Annotated in this window: 16 protein-coding genes; 10 read left to right on the top strand and 6 right to left on the bottom strand. The window is 69.7% G+C overall.

Annotation, left to right across the window (positions count from 1 at the left end; translation table 11 throughout):
- Positions 1-43 precede the first annotated feature (43 nt).
- Positions 44-610, bottom strand: a complete 567-nt coding sequence (locus ACQEVG_RS31210; protein WP_432989975.1) for an adenylosuccinate lyase — start codon at positions 608-610, stop codon at positions 44-46.
- 349 nt (positions 611-959) lie between these two features.
- Here ACQEVG_RS31210 and ACQEVG_RS31205 point away from each other — a divergent pair, with 349 nt between their 5' ends.
- From ACQEVG_RS31205 to ACQEVG_RS31160, 10 genes are all read left to right on the top strand, one after another.
- Positions 960-2,741, top strand: coding sequence for a 3-hydroxyacyl-CoA dehydrogenase family protein (locus ACQEVG_RS31205; RefSeq protein ID WP_432989973.1), 1,782 nt, complete (start codon positions 960-962; stop codon positions 2,739-2,741).
- A gap of 118 nt (positions 2,742-2,859) precedes the next feature.
- Entirely contained in the window at positions 2,860-3,681 is an 822-nt protein-coding gene (locus ACQEVG_RS31200; RefSeq protein WP_432989971.1) for a TetR family transcriptional regulator, read from the top strand.
- Between the two features lie 440 nt (positions 3,682-4,121).
- Positions 4,122-5,459, top strand: coding sequence for a crotonyl-CoA carboxylase/reductase (ccrA, locus tag ACQEVG_RS31195; RefSeq protein ID WP_432989969.1), 1,338 nt, complete (start codon positions 4,122-4,124; stop codon positions 5,457-5,459).
- Positions 5,460-5,470: 11 nt separating this feature from the next.
- Complete coding sequence (locus ACQEVG_RS31190; protein ID WP_432989967.1) at positions 5,471-7,483, top strand: protein meaA; 2,013 nt, start codon at positions 5,471-5,473, stop codon at positions 7,481-7,483.
- Positions 7,480-8,445, top strand: a complete 966-nt coding sequence (locus ACQEVG_RS31185; RefSeq protein WP_432989964.1) for an HpcH/HpaI aldolase/citrate lyase family protein — start codon at positions 7,480-7,482, stop codon at positions 8,443-8,445. The genes ACQEVG_RS31190 and ACQEVG_RS31185 overlap by 4 nt, the downstream gene beginning before the upstream one ends.
- Before the next feature lie 2 nt (positions 8,446-8,447).
- Positions 8,448-8,960, top strand: coding sequence for a MaoC family dehydratase (locus ACQEVG_RS31180; protein WP_432989961.1), 513 nt, complete (start codon positions 8,448-8,450; stop codon positions 8,958-8,960).
- Between the two features lie 2 nt (positions 8,961-8,962).
- Entirely contained in the window at positions 8,963-10,168 is a 1,206-nt protein-coding gene (locus ACQEVG_RS31175) for an acyl-CoA dehydrogenase family protein (protein ID WP_326653642.1), read from the top strand.
- Between the two features lie 170 nt (positions 10,169-10,338).
- Positions 10,339-10,986: a phosphatidylserine decarboxylase gene (locus ACQEVG_RS31170; protein ID WP_432989958.1), complete on the top strand. Its 648-nt coding sequence runs from the start codon at positions 10,339-10,341 to the stop codon at positions 10,984-10,986.
- The gene (gene pssA, locus ACQEVG_RS31165) at positions 10,979-11,836 is read left to right on the top strand and encodes a CDP-diacylglycerol--serine O-phosphatidyltransferase (protein WP_360880920.1); all 858 of its coding nucleotides are present in this window, start codon (positions 10,979-10,981) and stop codon (positions 11,834-11,836) included. Before ACQEVG_RS31170 ends, pssA begins: the two co-directional genes overlap by 8 nt.
- Before the next feature lie 85 nt (positions 11,837-11,921).
- Positions 11,922-13,757 (top strand): AMP-binding protein, encoded by a 1,836-nt coding sequence (locus ACQEVG_RS31160; RefSeq protein ID WP_432989955.1) that lies wholly within the window; start codon positions 11,922-11,924, stop codon positions 13,755-13,757.
- On the opposite strand, the gene ACQEVG_RS31155 is transcribed toward ACQEVG_RS31160, so the two are convergent.
- The 5 genes from ACQEVG_RS31155 to ACQEVG_RS31135 form a co-directional block, all read right to left on the bottom strand.
- Positions 13,758-15,446, bottom strand: a complete 1,689-nt coding sequence (locus ACQEVG_RS31155; RefSeq protein WP_432989953.1) for a GNAT family N-acetyltransferase — start codon at positions 15,444-15,446, stop codon at positions 13,758-13,760.
- 336 nt (positions 15,447-15,782) lie between these two features.
- Positions 15,783-17,048 carry an ABC transporter substrate-binding protein gene (locus ACQEVG_RS31150; protein WP_432989950.1) on the bottom strand — a complete coding sequence of 422 codons (1,266 nt, stop codon included), beginning with the start codon at positions 17,046-17,048 and terminating at the stop codon, positions 15,783-15,785.
- Between the two features lie 3 nt (positions 17,049-17,051).
- Positions 17,052-18,122 (bottom strand): branched-chain amino acid ABC transporter permease, encoded by a 1,071-nt coding sequence (locus ACQEVG_RS31145; protein WP_432993036.1) that lies wholly within the window; start codon positions 18,120-18,122, stop codon positions 17,052-17,054.
- Positions 18,123-18,171: 49 nt separating this feature from the next.
- Complete coding sequence (locus ACQEVG_RS31140; RefSeq protein ID WP_432989948.1) at positions 18,172-19,062, bottom strand: branched-chain amino acid ABC transporter permease; 891 nt, start codon at positions 19,060-19,062, stop codon at positions 18,172-18,174.
- Positions 19,059-19,856 carry an ABC transporter ATP-binding protein gene (locus ACQEVG_RS31135; RefSeq protein ID WP_432989945.1) on the bottom strand — a complete coding sequence of 266 codons (798 nt, stop codon included), beginning with the start codon at positions 19,854-19,856 and terminating at the stop codon, positions 19,059-19,061. The genes ACQEVG_RS31140 and ACQEVG_RS31135 overlap by 4 nt, the downstream gene beginning before the upstream one ends.
- Between the last annotated feature and the right edge of the window lie 8 nt (positions 19,857-19,864).

The raw sequence follows: 19,864 nt of genomic DNA, 5'->3' as shown, positions 1-19,864 counted from the left end.
GGGCCCGTCCGTCGGCCTATGTGTCCAGCCGCCGGACGCGGCCTCAGCTGAGGCGGGCCAGCGCCGCCTCAGCCGCCGCCGTGAGTCTGGGGTGAGAGCGGGCCGACGCCAGGATGGCGTGCGCTCGTTTGTCGCCCAGCGCGCCCAGGCCCTCCACGCACGCCAGCGCCAGCCTCCAGTGGGGGTCGCCAGGGGCCAGCCTCCGGCGCAGCACCGTGATCAGCGCCGGTACGGACTCCGGGGCCCGCAGGCGGGTGAGCAGCCGCACCGGGACCAGTGCGTAGGCGACCCGCAGCTCATTGGTGGCCAGTGCGGCCGCCGCGCGGGGGGTTCGGGGGTCCGCCAGCCGGGACAGGGCGTGCGCGGCCGAGACGCAGCGCCCCGGGTCGCGGTGGTTGAGCAGCAGCACCAGCGCCTCGAAGGCCCGCCGGTCCCCCGCGCAGCCGAGCCTGAAGGCCGCGATCTCCCGGGCCCACAGCGGTCGCTCATGTTCGGTGAGGACCCCGGCGAGCTCCTCCCGGTCCTCGGTGACCAACAGCCGTTCGTATGCCACCGAGCCGGCCGACTCACCCCGCAGCCGCTGAGCAAGCGACCGTAACTCCTCATCCATGGCGGCACCCCTCATCCATGGCGGTCAGCGTAGCGGCGATGCACCGGCGATCCAGATCACACCGGTTCACCCCTGGCGCGCTCGTTACTCGCGGGTTAATCTCAAGTGAGCGGGTAACCCCCCGCGGCTCACGGTGGCCTGGTGACGCAGCCACCGCGAGTGCTTGTCGGTTCGGCAGTTCTGCACGACGTACGACGCGACCTCGGGACAGAGTCCGTCGGCCCAGCACCACGACACGCATGAACGGTGCGCCGATTTCCGTGCGCCCTGCGCCCTTTGGCGTCCCTGCGCCTTCTGGCTCCTCGCCGCGCGCCCCTCACCAGTCGTCACTCATCCCTGGAGTCCCACGATGGACACCCCTCTGCACACCATTGCCGTCGTCGGCCTCGGCACCATGGGCACCGGCATCGCCGAGGTCCTCGCCCGCGCCGGCCGTGAGGTCATCGGCATCGACATCAGCGACGCCGCCGCCCGCCGGGCCGTCACCGCCCTCGATGCCTCCACCGCCCGCGCCGTGGAGCGCGAGCGGATCACCGAGGAGGAGCGCCGGAACACCCTCGCCCGCTTCCGCACCTTCTCCGATCTGCAGGCCGCCGCCGACGCCGATCTCGTCATCGAGGTCGTGTCCGAGTCGTACGAGGCCAAGCAGCAGGTCTTCCGCGCGCTGGACTCCATCGTCCGCCCAGGCACCATCCTCGCCACCGGCACCAACGCCCTTTCGGTGACCCGGCTCGCCGCCGACTCCGAGCACCCCGAGCGCGTGCTCGGCCTGCACTTCTTCAACCCGGCGCCGGCGATGAAGCTGGTCGAGGTCGTCTCCTCGGTGCTGACCGCGCCGAGCGCCGTCGAGGCCGTCACCGAGCTCGCCCGCGAGCTCGGCAAGGAGCCCGTCGCGGTCGGCGACCGGCCCGGCTTCGTCGCGGACGGTCTGCTCTTCGGCTACCTCAACCAGGCCGCCGCGATGTACGAGGCGAAGTACGCGTCCCGCGAGGACATCGACGCCGCGATGAAGCTCGGCTGCGGGCTTCCGATGGGCCCGCTCGCGCTGCTCGACCTGATCGGCATCGACACCGCCCGTACCGTCCTGGAGGCGATGTACGCCGAGTCCCGCGACCGGCTGCACGCGCCCGCCCCCATCCTCAAGCAGCTCAGCGAGGCGGGTCTGACCGGCCGCAAGTCGGGCCGCGGCTTCTACACCTACGCCGCCCCGGGCACCGGAGTCCTGGTGCCGGACGCCCAGACCCCGCAGCCGGCGTCCGAGGCGGCGGGCGGCCGTGAGATCCGCTCGGTCGGCGTGGCCGGTTCCGGCACGATGGCGAGCGGTATCGCCGAGGTCTTCGCCAAGGCCGGCTACGACGTGGTGCTCGCCGCCCGCTCGCTGGAGAAGGCCGAGACGGCCAAGTCCCGTATCGCCAAGTCGCTTTCTCGCTCCGTCGACAAGGGCCGGATGACGGCCGAGGCGCGCGAGGCGACGCTGGAGCGCGTCTCCCCGGCCGGCTCGATCGACGCCTTCGCGGAGGTGGACCTCGCGGTCGAGGCGGTGGCCGAGGACCTGCAGATCAAGCAGCAGCTCTTCGCCACCCTCGACAAGATCTGCAAGCCGGGCGCGGTGCTCGCCACCACGACCTCCTCGCTGCCCGTCGTCGCCTGCGCCCGCGCCACCTCGCGCCCGCAGGACGTCATCGGCATGCACTTCTTCAACCCGGCCCCGGCGATGAAGCTGGTCGAGGTGGTCCGTACGGTCCTGACCTCCGACGAGGTCCACGCCACGGTCCACGAGGTCACCACGAAGATCAAGAAGCACCCGGTGGACTGCGGCGACCGGGCCGGCTTCATCGTCAACGCCCTGCTCTTCCCGTACCTCAACAACGCGATCAAGATGGTCCAGGAGCACTACGCGACGCTGGACGACATCGACGCGGCGATGAAGCTGGGCGGCGGCTATCCGATGGGCCCGTTCGAGCTGCTCGACGTGGTCGGGCTCGATGTCTCGCTCGCCATCGAGAAGGTGCTGCACCGCGAGTTCCGCGACCCGGGCCTGGCTCCGGCGCCGCTGCTGGAGCACCTGGTGGCCGCGGGCTGCCTCGGCCGCAAGACGGGACGCGGCTTCCGCGAATATGCCCGCCGCTGATCACGGGGCGGGCTGGGGCGGGCTGCTCGATCCTTCGGACGGCCCGCCCCCTCCCGCCGAGGCGGAGACGGCTCACCCGCAGGCGCGCCCGGCTGTACGAATGCAGTACGTTCAGCTCATGCCGCAGCCCGCCAAGCCCGCCCGCACCAAGGCCACGCCCGACGCTCCGGAAAGTGCCGCAGGCAGTCGCGCAGCCGCCCAGCGCCTCAAGATGCGGCGGGAGCTGGCGACCGCGGCCATGGAACTCTTCGCCACCAAGGGGTACGAGGCGACGACGGTCGACGAGATCGCCGCGGCGGCCGGGGTCGCCCGCCGGACCTTCTTCCGCCACTTCCGCTCCAAGGAAGAGGCGATCTTCCCGGACCACGACGACACGCTCGTACGCGCCGAGGCGGTGCTGAACGCGGCCCCGCCCCATGAGCACCCCCTGGACACGGTCTGCCGGGGCATCAAGGAGGTCATGCGGATGTATGCGGCCTCCCCCGCGGTCTCCGTGGAGCGCTACCGGCTGACCCGCGAGGTACCCACGCTGCGGGAGCGGGAGATCGCCTCGGTGGCCCGCTACGAACGTCTTTTCACCCGCTATCTGCTGGGCCACTTCGACGAGCGCGACCACCATGCCGGCAACGACGACCCGTTGCTGGCGGAGGTGGCCGCGTCCGCGGTCGTCACCGCGCACAACCATGTGCTGCGCCGCTGGCTGCGGGCGGGCGGCCAGGGCGACGTGGAGGCCCAGTTGGACCACGCGTTCGCGATCGTCCGCGACACGTTCGGGTCGGGGATCGGGGCGGGGCGCACGCCCCAGGCCGAGCGCCAGGGTCCCGCTGCGGTGTCGACGCGGACCAGTGACGACGTGCTGGTGACGGTGGCCCGTACGGACGCGCCGCTGGACGAGGTCATGCGCACGATCGAGCGGGCGCTGGGCGACCACCGGGCCTGACCTCCCGGGGGGCTCCGCCCCGGGCCCCCCACGCCTCAATCGCCGACGGGCTCGTTTTGTCCGGACACTCACCGTAGTCGAGCGCACACCACATCAGACGGAATGTAACGGCCGCCCCCTCCAAGGGCGGCCGTTGTTGCTCATACATGCCCGCGAGATGACGACTGAGAGAAATTCTTGGCACGCAGTGTCTTGCGACCTGGCACGGCGTGCCATACGTTGAAGGTGTCCGGGCGGCCGGCGTGCAGAGACCTTTCGTACGCCGGCTGTCCCCGCAAACCATCGGTTTGCGCGCCCGGGCGCCTGCGTCACAGGCAACCTCACGCGCCCACCAGCGCTGCCAGAGCACCACCCGCCGAACCGACGGCACACCTCCACAGCAGCAGCACCCCGACGTTCCCCTAAGCGTTCCCTCAAACGCGCTTCGCCGGAGGCACCCCGTGAAGGAAATCCTGGACGCGATTCAGTCGACGGACAGCACGTCCGCCGACTTCGCCGCAATGCCCATCCCCGAGTCCTACCGCGCGGTGACCGTGCACAAGGACGAGGTCGAGATGTTCGCCGGCCTCGAGACCCGGGAGAAGGACCCCCGCAAGTCCATCCATGTCGAGGACGTGCCGGTGCCCGAGCTCGGCCCCGGCGAGGCTCTCGTCGCTGTCATGGCCAGCTCGGTGAACTACAACTCCGTTTGGACCTCGATCTTCGAGCCGATGTCCACGTTCGGCTTCCTCGAGCGGTACGGAAAGCTCTCCGAGCTCACCAAGCGGCACGACCTGCCGTACCACATCATCGGCTCCGACCTGGCGGGCGTCGTGCTGCGCACCGGCCCCGGCGTGAACGCCTGGCAGCCGGGCGACGAGGTCGTCGCGCACTGCCTCTCGGTCGAGCTGGAGTCCTCCGACGGCCACAACGACACGATGCTCGACCCCGAGCAGCGCATCTGGGGCTTCGAGACGAACTTCGGTGGTCTCGCCGAGATCGCACTCGTCAAGTCCAACCAGCTGATGCCCAAGCCCCAGCACCTCAGCTGGGAGGAGGCGGCGGCTCCGGGTCTGGTCAACTCCACCGCGTACCGCCAGCTCGTCTCGCGCAACGGCGCGGGCATGAAGCAGGGCGACAACGTCCTGATCTGGGGCGCGAGCGGTGGCCTCGGCTCGTACGCCACCCAGTTCGCGCTCGCCGGCGGCGCCAACCCGATCTGTGTCGTCTCCAGCGAGCAGAAGGCAGACATCTGTCGCGCGATGGGCGCCGAGGCGATCATCGACCGCAGCGCCGAGGGCTACAAGTTCTGGAAGGACGAGCACAACCAGGACCCGCGCGAGTGGAAGCGCTTCGGCAAGCGCATCCGTGAGCTGACCGGCGGCGAGGACGTGGACATCGTCTTCGAGCACCCGGGCCGCGAGACCTTCGGCGCGAGCGTGTACGTGACCCGCAAGGGCGGCACCATCGTCACCTGCGCGTCGACGTCCGGCTACAACCACGAGTACGACAACCGCTACTTGTGGATGTCGCTGAAGAGGATCGTGGGCTCGCACTTCGCCAACTACCGCGAGGCGTGGGAGGCCAACCGCCTGATCGCCAAGGGCAAGATCCACCCGACGCTGTCGAAGGTCTACTCCCTCGACGACACCGGCCAGGCCGCGTACGACGTGCACCGCAACCTCCACCAGGGCAAGGTCGGCGTGCTCGCCCTCGCCCCGCGCGAGGGTCTGGGCGTCCGCGACGAGGAGCTGCGCGCCAAGCACATCGACGCCATCAACCGCTTCCGCAACGTCTGAGAGACGCACACATGACAGAGCGTCAGAAGGACCGGCCGTGGCTCATGCGGACGTACGCCGGTCACTCGACCGCCGAGGCGTCCAACGAGCTCTACCGGCGCAACCTCGCCAAGGGCCAGACCGGCCTGTCGGTCGCGTTCGACCTGCCGACGCAGACGGGCTACGACCCGGACCACATCCTCGCCCGCGGCGAGGTCGGCCGGGTCGGGGTCCCCGTCTCGCATCTCGGTGACATGCGGCGGCTGTTCCAGGACATCCCGCTGGAGCAGATGAACACCTCGATGACGATCAACGCCACCGCGATGTGGCTGCTGGCGCTCTATCAGGTGGTCGCCGAGGAGCAGGGCGCGGACATCACCAAGCTCCAGGGGACGACGCAGAACGACATCGTCAAGGAGTATCTGTCGCGCGGGACGCATGTCTTCCCGCCGGTGCCGAGTCTGCGGCTGACCACCGACATGATCACGTACACGGTGGCCCACATCCCCAAGTGGAACCCGATCAACATCTGCAGTTACCACCTGCAGGAGGCGGGCGCCACGCCGGTCCAGGAGATCGCGTACGCGATGTCCACCGCGATCGCCGTGCTGGACGCGGTCCGCGACTCCGGCCAGGTGCCCGCCGAGAAGTTCGGCGATGTGGTCGCCCGTATCTCGTTCTTCGTGAACGCGGGCGTCCGCTTCGTCGAGGAGATGTGCAAGATGCGCGCCTTCGGCCGCATCTGGGACCAGGTCACCCGCGAGCGGTACGGCATCGAGAACGCCAAGCAGCGGCGCTTCCGCTACGGCGTCCAGGTCAACTCCCTCGGTCTGACCGAGGCCCAGCCGGAGAACAACGTCCAGCGCATCGTCCTGGAGATGCTGGCCGTCACCCTGTCGAAGGACGCACGCGCGCGTGCCGTGCAGCTTCCGGCCTGGAACGAGGCGCTGGGTCTGCCCCGCCCCTGGGACCAGCAGTGGTCGCTGCGTATCCAGCAGGTGCTGGCTCACGAGAGCGACCTGCTGGAGTACGAGGACATCTTCGCCGGATCGCACGTCATCGAGGCGAAGGTGGCCGCCCTGGTCGACGAGTGCCTCGCCGAGATCACCCGGATCCAGGAGATGGGCGGCGCCATGGCGGCCGTCGAGTCCGGCTATCTCAAGTCGCAGCTGGTCTCCTCGCACGCCGAGCGGCGCGCCCGGATCGAATCGGGCGACGAGAAGATCGTCGGCGTGAACATCTTCGAGACCACCGAGCCCAACCCGCTCACCGCGGACCTGGACGAGGCGATCATGACGGTCGACCCGGCCAACGAGGCCCGTGTGGTCGCGAAGCTGCACGACTGGCGCGACAACCGCGACGAGGCCCGGGCGACCGAGGCGCTGGCCGCCCTGAAGAAGGCCGCCGCCGGGTCCGAGAATCTGATGGCCGCCACCGTGGAGTGCGCCCGTGCGGGTGTCACGACCGGCGAGTGGTCCTGGGCGCTGCGCGACGTCTTCGGCGAGTTCCGCGCGCCGACGGGCGTCTCCAGCGCTCCCGTCGCGGTGACCGCCGAGGCGGGCACGCCGCTCGCCCTCGTACGCGAGAAGGTGTCCCGTACGGCCGAGGAGCTGGGCGCAGGCAGGTTGCGCCTCCTGGTCGGCAAGCCGGGTCTGGACGGGCACTCCAACGGCGCCGAGCAGATCGCCGTGCGCGCCCGCGACGCGGGCTTCGAGGTGGTCTACCAGGGCATACGGCTCACGCCCGAGCAGATCGTCAGTGCCGCCCTCGCGGAGGACGTGCACTGCGTGGGTCTGTCCATCCTGTCCGGCTCGCACGCGGCGCTGGTTCCTGATGTGCTGGAGCGGCTGCGCGAAGCCGGCGCGGCCGACATTCCGGTGATCGTCGGCGGGATCATCCCGAACGCCGACGCCGCAGATCTGAAGGCGGCGGGTGTGGCCGCCGTCTTCACCCCGAAGGACTTCGGCATCACGGAGATCATCGGCCGTATCGTCGACGAGATCCGGAAAGCGAACAAGCTCGACCCTCTGGAGGTCCCCGCATGACCACGCCCGTGAACCGTCTCCGTCCGCGGCGTTCCTGCCTCGCTGTACCGGGCAGCAACCCGCGGTTCCTGGAGAAGGCCCAGGGCCTGCCGGCCGACCAGGTCTTTCTCGACCTGGAGGACGCCTGCGCGCCGCTGGCCAAGCCGGAGGCCCGGCACACCATCGTCAAGTTCCTCAACGAGGGCGACTGGACGGGCAAGACCAGGGTCGTACGGGTCAACGACTGGACGACCGAGTGGACCTACCGCGACGTCGTCACGGTCGTCGAGGGTGCGGGCCCGAATCTCGACTGCATCATGCTGCCGAAGGTCCAGGACGCCCAGCAGGTCGTCGCGCTCGACCTGCTGCTGACGCAGATCGAGAAGACGATGGGCTTCGAGGTCGGCAAGATCGGCATCGAGGCGCAGATCGAGAACGCGAAGGGTCTGGTGAACGTCGACGACATCGCGGCCGCCTCGCCGCGCGTCGAGACCATCATCTTCGGCCCGGCCGACTTCATGGCGTCGATCAACATGAAGTCGCTGGTCGTGGGCGAGCAGCCGCCCGGCTACCCGGCGGACGCGTACCACTACATCCTGATGCGCATCCTGATGGCCGCCCGTACGCACAACCTCCAGGCGATCGACGGCCCCTACCTGCAGATCCGCAACCCGGAGGGCTACCGCGCCGTCGCCCAGCGGGCCGCCGCCCTCGGCTTCGACGGCAAGTGGGTGCTGCACCCGGACCAGGTCGCCGCGGCCAACGAGATCTTCTCGCCCTCCCAGGAGGACTTCGACCACGCCGAGCTGATTCTGGACGCGTACGAGTACTACACGTCCGAGGCGGGCGGCAAGAAGGGCTCGGCGATGCTCGGCGACGAGATGATCGACGAGGCGAGCCGCAAGATGGCGCTGGTCATCTCCGGCAAGGGCCGGGCTGCCGGCATGCAGCGCACGTCCAAGTTCGAGGCCCCGGAGGCGTAACGATGCAGTTCGGCCGCACCTACGAAGAGTTCACCGTCGGGGACGTCTACAAGCACTGGCCCGGGAAGACGGTCACCGAGTACGACGACCACCTCTTCTGTCTGCTCACCATGAACCACCACCCCCTCCACATGGACACCAACTATGCGGAGAAGACGACGGACTTCGGCAAGAACGTCGTCGTGGGCAACTACATCTACTCCCTGCTCCTCGGCATGTCCGTCCCGGACGTCTCCGGAAAGGCCATCGCCAATCTGGAGATCGAGTCGCTCAAGCACGTCGCGCCGACCTTCCACGGCGACACGATCTATGGCGAGACGACCGTTCTCGACAAGACCCCCTCGAGGTCCAAGAGCGACCGCGGGATCGTCTATGTCGAGACCAAGGGCTACAAGCAGGACGGCACCCTCGTCTGCGTCTTCCGGCGCAAGGTGATGGTCCCGACCGAGACGTACATCAAGGAGCGCGGCGGCGAGCAGCCCGGCCGCCCGGAGCTGAAGGCACAGGAGAAGTAGCCATGAGCCGACTCGCCCAGACCCACGGTCTGACCGACGTCCAGCAGGAAATCCTGGCCACGGTCCGGGACTTCGTCGACAAGGAGATCATCCCGGTCGCGACCGAGCTGGAGCACCGCGACGAGTATCCGACCCAGATCGTCGAAGGCCTCAAGGAACTCGGTCTGTTCGGGCTGATGATTCCGGAGGAGTACGGCGGCCTGGGCGAGTCGCTGCTCACCTACGCGCTGTGCGTCGAGGAGATAGCGCGTGGCTGGATGTCCGTCTCGGGCATCATCAACACGCACTTCATCGTGGCGTACATGCTCAAGCAGCACGGCACACAGGAGCAGAAGGACACCTTCCTGCCGCGGATGGCGCTGGGCGAGACGCGTGGCGCGTTCTCGATGTCCGAGCCGGCTCTCGGCTCCGATGTGTCGGCCATCACGTCCAAGGGCGTCAAGGACGGCGACGAGTACGTCCTGACCGGCCAGAAGATGTGGCTGACGAACGGCGGAACGTCCAATCTCGTCGCCGTTCTGTGCCGGAGTGACGAAGGACACCCGGAGGGCACCGCCCCCCACAAGTCGATGACGACCTTCCTCGTGGAGAAGGAGCCCGGCTTCGGAGAGGTCCGGCCCGGCCTCACCATCCCCGGGAAGATCGACAAGATGGGTTACAAGGGCGTCGACACGACCGAGCTCATCATGGACGGACTGCGCATTCCGGCCAATCGGGTACTTGGCGGCACCACCGGCCGAGGGTTTTACCAAATGATGGACGGCGTCGAAGTCGGCCGCGTCAATGTGGCGGCGCGTGGCTGCGGAGTCGCACAGCGTGCCTTCGAGCTGGGTGTCTCGTACGCCCAGCAGCGCCACACTTTCGGCAAGGCGATCGCTCAGCACCAGGCGATCCAGTTCAAGCTGGCCGAGATGGCTACCAAGGTCGAGGCGGCGCATGCGATGATGGTGAACGCAGCGCGCAAAAAGGACTCCGGGGAGCGAAACGACCTGGAGGCAGGGATGGCGAAGTACCTCGCCTCCGAGTACTGCAAGGAAGTCGTCGAGGACGCCTTCCGTATCCACGGCGGTTACGGCTTCTCCAAGGAGTACGAGATCGAGCGCCTCTACCGTGAGGCTCCGATGCTGCTGATCGGTGAAGGTACCGCCGAGATCCAGAAAATGATCATTGGTCGTAGGCTGCTGGAGGAGTACCGATTCCAGGGTTGATTGCCGCGTTTGGGTCGGTTCGGCCGCGAAGAAGATCACACCCTGTCATCCTCTTCCGGCCGCCGACTCGGCTTCTGGCTTTCCCAGTTGCGGCCCGCAACCGATAGCATCGCCCGAAAGCCGCCGTCCCCCCGTTGCCAGCGCGGCATCATCCGCTACGAAGGTCATCCATGCCCCACAGCCAAACCTCTGCACCACGCGGCCGCGTACGCCTCGCGCGCGGAGCATCGCCGTGGCTTCTGCCGACCGTCGCCACCGCCGCACTCAGCCTGGCCCGCTCGCGCCGCTCCGGGCGCGCGGCGGCCATCGCCGTACCCGCCACCGCGCTCGCGGCGGGCATGCTGTGGTTCTTCCGCGACCCCGAGCGCGAGATCGCCCAGGGCCGGGTCATCTCGCCCGCCGACGGTGTGGTGCAGAGCATCATGCCGTGGAAGGACGGGCGCACTCGCGTCGCGATCTTCATGAGCCCGCTGAACGTCCACGTCAACCGCGCTCCCCTCGCGGGCACCGTGACGTCCGTAGAGCACATCCCCGGTGGTTTCGTGCCGGCGTTCAACAAGGAGAGCGAGAACAACGAGCGCGTTGTCTGGCACTTCGACACCGAGCTCGGCGACATCGAGATGGTGCAGATCGCGGGTGCCGTGGCGCGGCGCATCGTGCCGTACATCTCGGCGGGCACCAAGGTCGAGCAGGGCGAGCGCATTGGTCTGATCCGCTTCGGATCGCGCGTTGACATCTACCTTCCGGAAGGTGTCGACGTCGCCGTCGAGGTCGGTCAGACCACGACCGCGGGGGTGACTCGAATTGACCGTGATTGATCCGGACACACAGGCGGGCTGGGTCGCCGAGGCGGAGGCCGAGGACGACGCGGAGGAGATGCCCCTCTCTCTGCGGCTGTCGATAGCGGACACCCTCACGCTCGGTAACGCCACGTGTGGCTTCATGGCGGTGTACTTCACCACCACCGGGATCCTGATCCCGCACCTCACCGGCAGCAACGAGAGCGGCATGGCGCGCAACAGCGCGGCGACCGCCGTGATCCTGATGCTGCTGGCGGCGATCTTCGACCTCTGCGACGGGCTCGTGGCACGCAAGCTGCGCAGTTCGCCGATGGGCGCGGAGCTGGACAACCTCTCCGACCTGATCAGCTTCGGGCTCGCCCCGGCCTACTTCGTGCTCGTGTACGGAATGGTCGCGGACGACGCCCAGCAGAAGGTCTCGGCGGTGGCCGCGATCGTGGTGCTGCTCGCGGTGGTGCTACGGCTTGCCAGATTCTCGTGCGTGACCATGAAGGACGGCATGTTCCAGGGCATGCCGAGCCCCTTCGGCGCGCTCACCGTCGTCTCGATCGTGCTGCTCGAGCTGCCGTTCGTTCCGACGCTGCTGGCGATCATCGGCACGGCCTGGCTGATGGTGAGCCGGGTCGAGTACCCCAAGCCGCGGGGTGTCCTCGCGGTGGCGATGCTCGGCTGGATCGTTTCCGCGATGGGCATGCTGGCGGCGTGGGCGTTCGACGCCCCGGGCGGTCAGGTGCTGCTCCAGACGGGCTGCGCGCTGCAGATCGTGATGGCGGCGACGATCCCTCTCTTCGCGACGGCACGGCGCGTGAACACGTTCCGCGACAACCGCCGCGAGAGCCGCGAGGCAAGGGCTGCTCAACTCCCCTAGGGCAGTGCACAAGCAAGGTGAGGGCCCGGGTGCGATCCGCACCCGGGCCCTCGTCTTGTCCGGCGCCGTCTGGAATGATCCGGTCATGCCAGGGGGAGCGCTTCATCAGCTGTTCGAGGACAGGGTGCGGACCGAGCCGGACCGCACCGCCGTGATCACCGACCGTGCCCGGCTGAGCTATCGGCAACTGGACGCGAGGGCCAACCGGCTGGCCCGGCATCTGACCGAGATCATTCGGCTGCCGGCTGGTGGCCTTGTCGCCATACGCACCGTACGCACCCCGGATGTGCTGGTCGCCGTCCTGGGCGTGCTCAAGGCGGGCGGGGCGTACGCCGTCGTCGGGCCCGAGCACACCGAGCCGCCCGGCCTCGATGCCCGGGCCCTCGTCACTCACGAGGCCCATCTGGCCCACGTCGACGACGGCAGCGGGCGGCCCGTCATCTGCCTGGACACGGACGCGGCGGCCATCGGGGCCCACTCCGGCGATCCGTTCGACGAGCCCGCGGCCATTGGCGCGCAGGCCGCGGTGCTGTTCACCGCCGGGACCACGGGCGCGCGCCGGGGCGTGCCCGTCTCGCACGAGCTGCTGAGGGCCGCGTACGACGCCTGGGCCGAGGTCTACCGGCTCACCGGCGACGACCAGGTCCTGGTGACGGCCGCGCCGGACACCACCGAGTTCAACGGCGGCTGGATACGGACCCTGGGTGCGGGCGCCACGCTGGTGCTCACCCGGCGCGAGGCGTTCACCGTGGCCGACACCGATCCACTCGGCGCGGCCTCGCTGCTGGACGGCGGCACGGAGCCGCCGGGACTGCGGCTGGTCGCGATCGGCGGAGAACGGCTCCGGCTCGACGAGCAGGTGCGGCTGGGGCGGGGGCTCGCCCCGGGCGCGCGGCTGATCAGCGTGTACGGTCCCACCGAGGTCGCCGGGTGCGGCACGTGGTTCGAGACCGGCCAGCTGCCGGGGCCGGTCGCGGATCCCGAGCGGCACGCCTATCTCGGGCGGCCGTTCCCCGGCTGCGAAGCGCGGATCCGCAAGGGGCAGATCTGGCTGACGCCGCCCGGCGGCGGTGACGCGGTGCCCACCGGGGATCTCGGGCAACAGGACGGCTCGGGGCCGCTGGAGTTCCGCGGCCGGATGGCCCACCGGGTCACGGTGGACGGCAGGACCGTCGACACCTACCGGGTGGAGACGGCGCTCGCCGGGCATCCGGGGGTGGGTGAAGCAGTCGTGGGCGAGGGCGCCGGGCGGCTGATCGCCTATGTGCTGCCTTCCTCGGAAAGCGCGCCGGGTGCGTGGACCTTGCGGACTCATCTCACGGGCGCCGTGCCGCCCGCTGACATCCCGCACACCGTGGTGCCGATCGCGTCCCTGCCGCGCAACAGCGCGGGGAAGGTGGACCGCACGGCGCTGGTGCGGCCACCGGTCAGGTCCGCAGCGAGCAGGAACGGCAGCAAGGGCGGCCGCTCCGTGCCGTCGGACGGGCGGCCCGTCGTCGGCCTGCTCGCCGTGGCGGCCCCCGTGCTGATCGCCTCGCTCTTCCTGACGAACGTGTTCTGGCCCGGCTCCACCGATCTCTCCGGGGTGCCGGGCCCCTGGGCGTGGCTCTTCCGTGGTCTGTATCTCGCCGAGAGCCTGGCGTTCGCGGTCGGTGTGGGGTTCCTGTTCGGCGGGCGGCGGCTGATGGCGAGCCGGCGCAGGCCCAAGGGGCTGACGGCTGCGGCCCATCTGGCGATCGTCTGGCTGCTCGTCTCCTGGTGGCCGCAGGACAATCTGTACCGGCTGGCGGACAAGTGGGACTGGCCGCGGCAGGCGGCGCTCGTCTACACCTTCAATGTCCCGCTGATGATCGCGGCGGGTGTGGTGGCGGCGTGGGCTGCATGGGGCGGACTGAAGTCCGGGCCACAGGGTGGGAAGTGATCAGCCGAAGATCCGGCCCAGGTCGTGGCTCGCGGCGCGCACGAGGGCGTCGGCGGCATCCAGCCGGTCTGCCGTACGGGCGGCGATGAGCACGCCCACGTACGGATCGGGCTCATAGCCGGCCGTGGGGATCGACGGGACGAGAATCGCGTCGATCCCCGCGCACCGCTCCATCAACTCCCGTAGAAATGCGATCAGTTCGGGATCGGGAAGGCGCGCGCCGAGCGGTACGCGGTCCAGTGACCGTACGAGATGGTCGCCGCCGCGCAGCCCGTCGAGGCGCAGCTTCACCATGAACGCCGCCGAGGGGCCGGTGAGCCGGAGGTTGGTCTCGGTCGGGGCGAGCCGCCCCTCGGGGCCGGTCACGAAGTCGACGTCGTACCAGCCGCGGTAACCGCTCGCGGCAAGCTCCCGGCCGACCGCGTGGCCGAACCGCAGGGCGTGCCCGGCAAGCTCGTCCGGTACGGCTCCGGGGCCCACGGTCGCCCCGCGGTAGACCGTGTCCTCGACGTCCATCGCCGCGACGCCCACATCGTGCACCTGGCCCCGGGCATCGATCAGCCCGTCGTACGTCGGATCGCTCGGCGTCCCGTCACCCGCCACATACTCCTCGAGCAGCAGCGGGCCGCTGGGCAGTGAGCCCGCCCGGACGCGACCCGTGACCACCCGGGTGCCCGAACCTCCCGCGCCGTGCTCGGTCTTGACGACGGTGGCCGCGCCGGCGCGCGCCCGGGCGGCGATCAGCCGGGCCGCCTCGCGGCGGGTGGCGGGCGTCCATCTGTCGGGCACGACGATGCCCGGATGCCCGGGGGCAAGCTGCCGGAAGAGGGCATGCGACGCCCGTTTTGACTCGTATCGCAGTGCGTCTCGCAGTGTGTCCGGCGGCAGTTCGCGCCCCGAGAGCTCGCCGGACGCCTCGGTGTGGCCCCACGGCACAAACGGCAGCTGGAGGCCGCGCAGTCTGCCGACCAGGGCGGGCCGGGCCAGTACGTCGGGGCCGGTGAGACCCTCGTACACCTCGACCCTGCCCCAGCCGAGCTGCCGAGCGACCATGGCGATCCACTCGCCGGGCACGGATCGGGGCAGGACGAGCGCGGCGGGGTGAGGGCTCGCGAAGGCGGCGAGGCAGGCGTAGTGCCCGGCCTCCCTCCGCGCCTCCTCCGCCGGCTCGCCGAACTGGCCCTGGAACTCGGCGACATTGCCGATGTGCACCGCTCGGCGCCCGTCCGTCCATGCCTGCGCCCAGGCGGGGCGGGGGGTCAGCGACACCTCCAGGCGCGGCAGCTCCTGTTCCGGGGCCGGGACCGGGCGTGCGCCCAGCGCCCGGTAGAAGGGCTCGGCGTGCGGATCGGAGTCGATGGTCAGCCGCTTGAAGCCCAAGTCCCGGGCGGTGTCGAGGACATGCGCGTACATCGTTCGACCGATGCCGCGGCCGAACGCTGACGGCTCGACGAAGAGCAGGCCGAGTGCGCCGTGGGGCGGTTCGCCCTCCAGCGAGGCGACGCCGAGGACCACGGTGCCGTCCTCGGCGACGACGATTCGGCGTGCCTGCAACTCCCCGGACCTGACGGTGAGTTCCTCGCGACATGCAGCCAGGAATGCGTCGTCGTACCCCCAGTGCGCCTTGGAGCGCAGGACCAGGGCGGTCAGGGCGTCGGCCTCGTCGTGCCGGGCGTCACGTATCCACACGGGACGACCCTAGGCGTTCCCTGGGGCTCCGCCCCAGACCCTCCCCTACGCCTGGTGGGCGTGGGGGGACCCGCACGCCTCACACGCCGGCGAGGCTGATGTGGGGCTCCGCCCCAAGCCCCGCTCCTGAATCGCCGGAGGGGCTTGATTTCCGCCGGACGGGCTGAAATCTCAGCCCGCCCGGCGATTGAGGACACGCGGCCGAAGGTCGCGTTCGGGGGTCCGGGGGCGGAGCCCCCGGCACTCCGCGCCGCGGAGCCCGCGCGGATGGGGCCGGGGCGCAGCCCCCGGTTCAAGGAAGGGGCGGGGCGGGGAAAACCCCGCCCGGACCCGAACTCAGCTGCCCGTCTTGTACGACTCCGCCGACTTGGACACCGCCGCCGGTCGCACCACCTTCAGGCCGCCCGGCACCTTGAGGTCCGGCTTCATGATCACACTCTGCCGGGTCGACGGTGCCGCCGGGTCGGAGAAGTTGTGCGTGATGCCGAAGCCGTTGTCGTACGAGGCAATGGTGAGCAGCGCCTTGTCGATGCCTTCTCGCGTCAGGTCCTTGGACGCGCAGGCCTTCTTCAGCACCTCGCCGTAGAGGCTCGCGGCGGTGTAGCCCGCCACCACGCCGTTGTCGAGTCCGTCCTTGGGGTAGGCGGCCTTGTACTCCTTTGCGAGCTTGGCCGGGCCCGTGCCCGGGTCGCCGATGGGGAGGGTGGAGGAGGCGACGTAGTAGTTCTTCGTCAGCGCGGGAGCCGCCGGGGTGCCCAGCAGCTGGGGCGCGAAGGCGGCAGTGTTGCCGATCATGGGGACCTTGAAGCCGCCCGCCGCCGCGACGCCGACCAGCGAGGCCGCCTGACGTGGTCCGGCGCTGATGATGACCGCCTTGACGCCTGCCTTCTTGAGCGCGGCCACCTGCGCCGACATGTCGTTGTCGGTCGGCTTGATCTTCTGCTCGACGACGGTCAGACCGGCCTGCTTCGCCGCGTACTTGGAGCCCTTGAGGGCGTTCTCGCCATAGTCGCCCTCGAAGTACACGTGGCCGATCTTGTCGCCCTTGGCGATCCGCTTCTCGGCGAGAAGATAATCGACCGCGTTGATCGTCTCGATGTCGTACGTCGAGCCCACGACCCGGATGTACGGGCTGCCCAGCAGCGATGCCGACCAGGCCTGCGGCACCACGAGTGCCTTGTCCTGGCCGTCGATACGGCCCTTGACCGCGGCGACGAAGGGCGAGCCGACGAACTCGGAGAAGCCGAGCACCTTCGGTTCGAGTTCGGTGTAAGCGGCGACGGCCTTCTGCGGGTCGTAGCCGTGGTCTCGGACAGTGAGTTCGACAGTGCGGCCGCAGATGCCGCCGGCCGCGTTGGTCTGCTTCGCCCACAGCTGCTGCGCCTGGGTGACGCTCTTGCCGAGCGTGGCGTAGACGCCGGTCATGTCGGTCAGCACGCCCAGGGTGATGGTCTTGGACGTGACGCCTTCGCCGGTCTTCACTCCCCCGGCGTCCTTCTCGCCACCGCCGCCGTCGGTGGCCTTCGAGCTGCATCCGGCGAGGCCGGCGCTGGTCAGGGTCAGGGCGGCGGCCAGCGCCGCCGCGTACAGACGTGACTTCATTGTCTACTCCTGTGGGGTCTTGCGTGAGGTGATGAGACGGGTGAGTCCGCCGGGCAGGAAGAGGACGACCGCGACGACCGCGGCGCCGTACAGATAGCGCGATGCCTCGCCGGGTGAGACGCCGCCCGTGCCAGGGGCGGAGACCAGCGGGAGGGTGTCGCTGTAGTGGGTGAGGATCTGGGGCAGCAGGGAGACGAAGGCCGCGCCGACGACGGCGCCCGCGACCGTGCCGAGGCCCCCGATCACGATCATGGCGAGGAATTCGAGGGACAGGATCACACCGAAGTACTCGGGGACGGTGCGCTGGAAGACCAGGGCGATCAGTACACCGGCGAGTCCCGCGTACATCGAGGACAGGACGAAGACGGCGGCCCGGTAGCGGGCGACCGGGACGCCCATGACCCCCGCGGCGATGCGGTGGTCGCGGATGGCGTTCATGGCACGGCCGGGGCGGCCTCGTAGCACTCCGCGGGCGAAGAGACCGCAGCCGACGAGGGCGAGCAGTGCCACGTACCAGAGCTTCTCGGTGGACTGGAAGGGGACGGCCGCGATGACCGTCTCGCTGTCGTCGAAGTCGATGCCGAAGAGCGAGAGGGTGGGAACCGTCCGGCCGTTGAAACCTCCTGTCAGATCATGGGCGTTGAACAGGACGTGCTGGCCGATGAAGATCAGCGCGAGGGTGGCGATGCCGAGATACGCGCCGCGCAGCCGGCCCGCGATGGGGCTGAACAGGCCGCCCGCCGCGCCCGCTACGAGCACCGCCAGTACGGCGGCGAGCCAGGTCGGGAGTCCGAGTCCGATGAGGCTGTGACCGTTCTCCTCGCCGTTGTCGCCCGCCAGGGCGCAGTAGCTGTACGCGCCCACCGCGAGGAAGAAGGCGTGCCCCATGGACAGCTGCCCGGTCGCGCCGGTCAGGAGGTTGATGCCGATCGCGCCGATCGCGGCGGCCATCGCGAAGAGTCCGGCCTGCAGCCAGAAGCGGTCGAGGTAGAAGGGCAGGGCGAGAAGCAGGACGGTGCCGGCGAACCAGACGTATGCCTTGGGACTCTTCACGAACGCCCTGGGACTCTTCACGGTCGCCTTGGGGCTCTCCGCCACGTCCGCCTCGGGGTTTTTCAGCGTCTCAGACACGGGCGGGCTCCTTTGTGCCGAAGAGTCCGGCCGGCCTGAGCAGCAGGACGAGCACCATCACCAGATACGGCGCGAGATCGCCGATCCCCCGGCCCAGGAAGGACAGTTCGCCCTGGTAGCCGGTGGCGAAGGCCTCGGTGACTCCGACGATCAGTCCGCCCACGAGCGCGCCGGTGGTGGAGTCGAGCCCGCCGAGGATCGCCGCCGGGAAGGCCTTGAGTGCGGCGAGCGAGGTGGCGCGTTCGAGCCCCGGGGTCGGGAACACGGTGAGGAAGAGCGCGGCGACCGCGGCGAGCGCGCCGGCGACCGCCCAGGCGGCGAGCGAGACCCGGCCCAGGCGTACCCCCATCAACGCGGCGGTCTCGGGATTCTCGGCCGCGGCGCGCATCGACACGCCCCACGAGGTGTACCGGAACGCGAGCAGGAACGCGGTGATGAGCAGGGCCGCCGCAACGAACGCGGCGATACGGGTCTGCGCGATGGTGATGTCCCCGATGGTGACGACGCGGTCGCCCCACGGGTCACCGAGCGCGAGGACGTCCGTGCCGATACGGCGGGTGAGTTCGGTGGTCAGAAGAATGTCGACGCCGATGGTGACGATGGCCAGGACGCTGTGGTCCGAGCCCCGGTAGCGGCGCATGACGAGGAATTCCACGGCCGCGCCGACGAGGGCCGCGCCCGCGATGCCGACGGCGAGCGCACCCCAGAAGCCGATGTCGTCGTGGAGTAGGGCCGTGACATAGCCGCCCGCGAGAAGCAGGGACGCGTGGGCGAAGTTGACGACTTCGGTGGCTTTGAAGATGACGACGAAGCCGAGCGCGATCAGCGCGTAGACGGATCCGATGGAGAGTCCGCCGAGGAGTAGTTCGGTGAAGGTCGTCATACCTGGGCCTCCGTTCCTAGATAGGCCTGTACGACGGCCGGGTCGCTCTGTACCTGTGCGGGGGTGCCGTCGGCGATCCGGCGCCCGAAGTCGAGGACGGTCACGGCGTCCGCGAGCCGCATCACCATCCCCATGTCGTGTTCGACGAGCACGATGGATATGCCGAGGCTGTCGCGTACGCCCGCGATGACGGCGGCGATCTGCCGCCGCTCGTCCGCGGTCATCCCGGCGACGGGCTCGTCGAGAAGGAGCAGCCGCGGCTCCATGCACAGGGCGCGGCCGAGCTCGACGAGCTTCTGCTTTCCGTACGGGAGTGCTCCCGCGGGCCGGTCCAGATCGCCGCCGAGTCCGGTGAACTCCGCGATCTCCCGTACCCGCTCCAGGTGCTGACGCGCCTCGCGGGCGGCGGACGGCAGCCGCAGCCCGGCGGCGAGGAACCCGGCGCGGGTGAGCCGGTGCCGGCCGAGCAGCAGGCTGTCGGCGACGGTGGCGTGCGGCGGGAGCGCGAGGTTCTGGAAGGTACGGGCGATGCCGAGGGCGGCGATGCGGTCGGGAGGGAGCTTGGTGAGCTCCGCCTCGCCGAAGCGGACGCTGCCCGAGGTGGCCCGGTAGACGCCGGACAGGACGTTGAAGGAGGTGGACTTGCCGGCGCCGTTGGGGCCGATGAGGGCGTGGACGCTGCCGGGCTGGACGGTGAAGGAGACGGAGTCGAGGGCGGTGAGCCCGGCGAAGCGGACGGTGAGGTCGGTGACCTCCAGCGCGGGCACGGCGCCGCCGGATGCGGTGTCGGTCATCGCCGCCC

This window comes from Streptomyces sp. CA-135486 (assembly GCF_050936555.1).
In the GTDB taxonomy this organism is placed as follows: Bacteria; Actinomycetota; Actinomycetes; order Streptomycetales; family Streptomycetaceae; genus Streptomyces.
The sequence above is the reverse complement of the archived record's forward strand: the minus strand, read 5'-3'. Positions and strand labels throughout refer to the sequence as shown.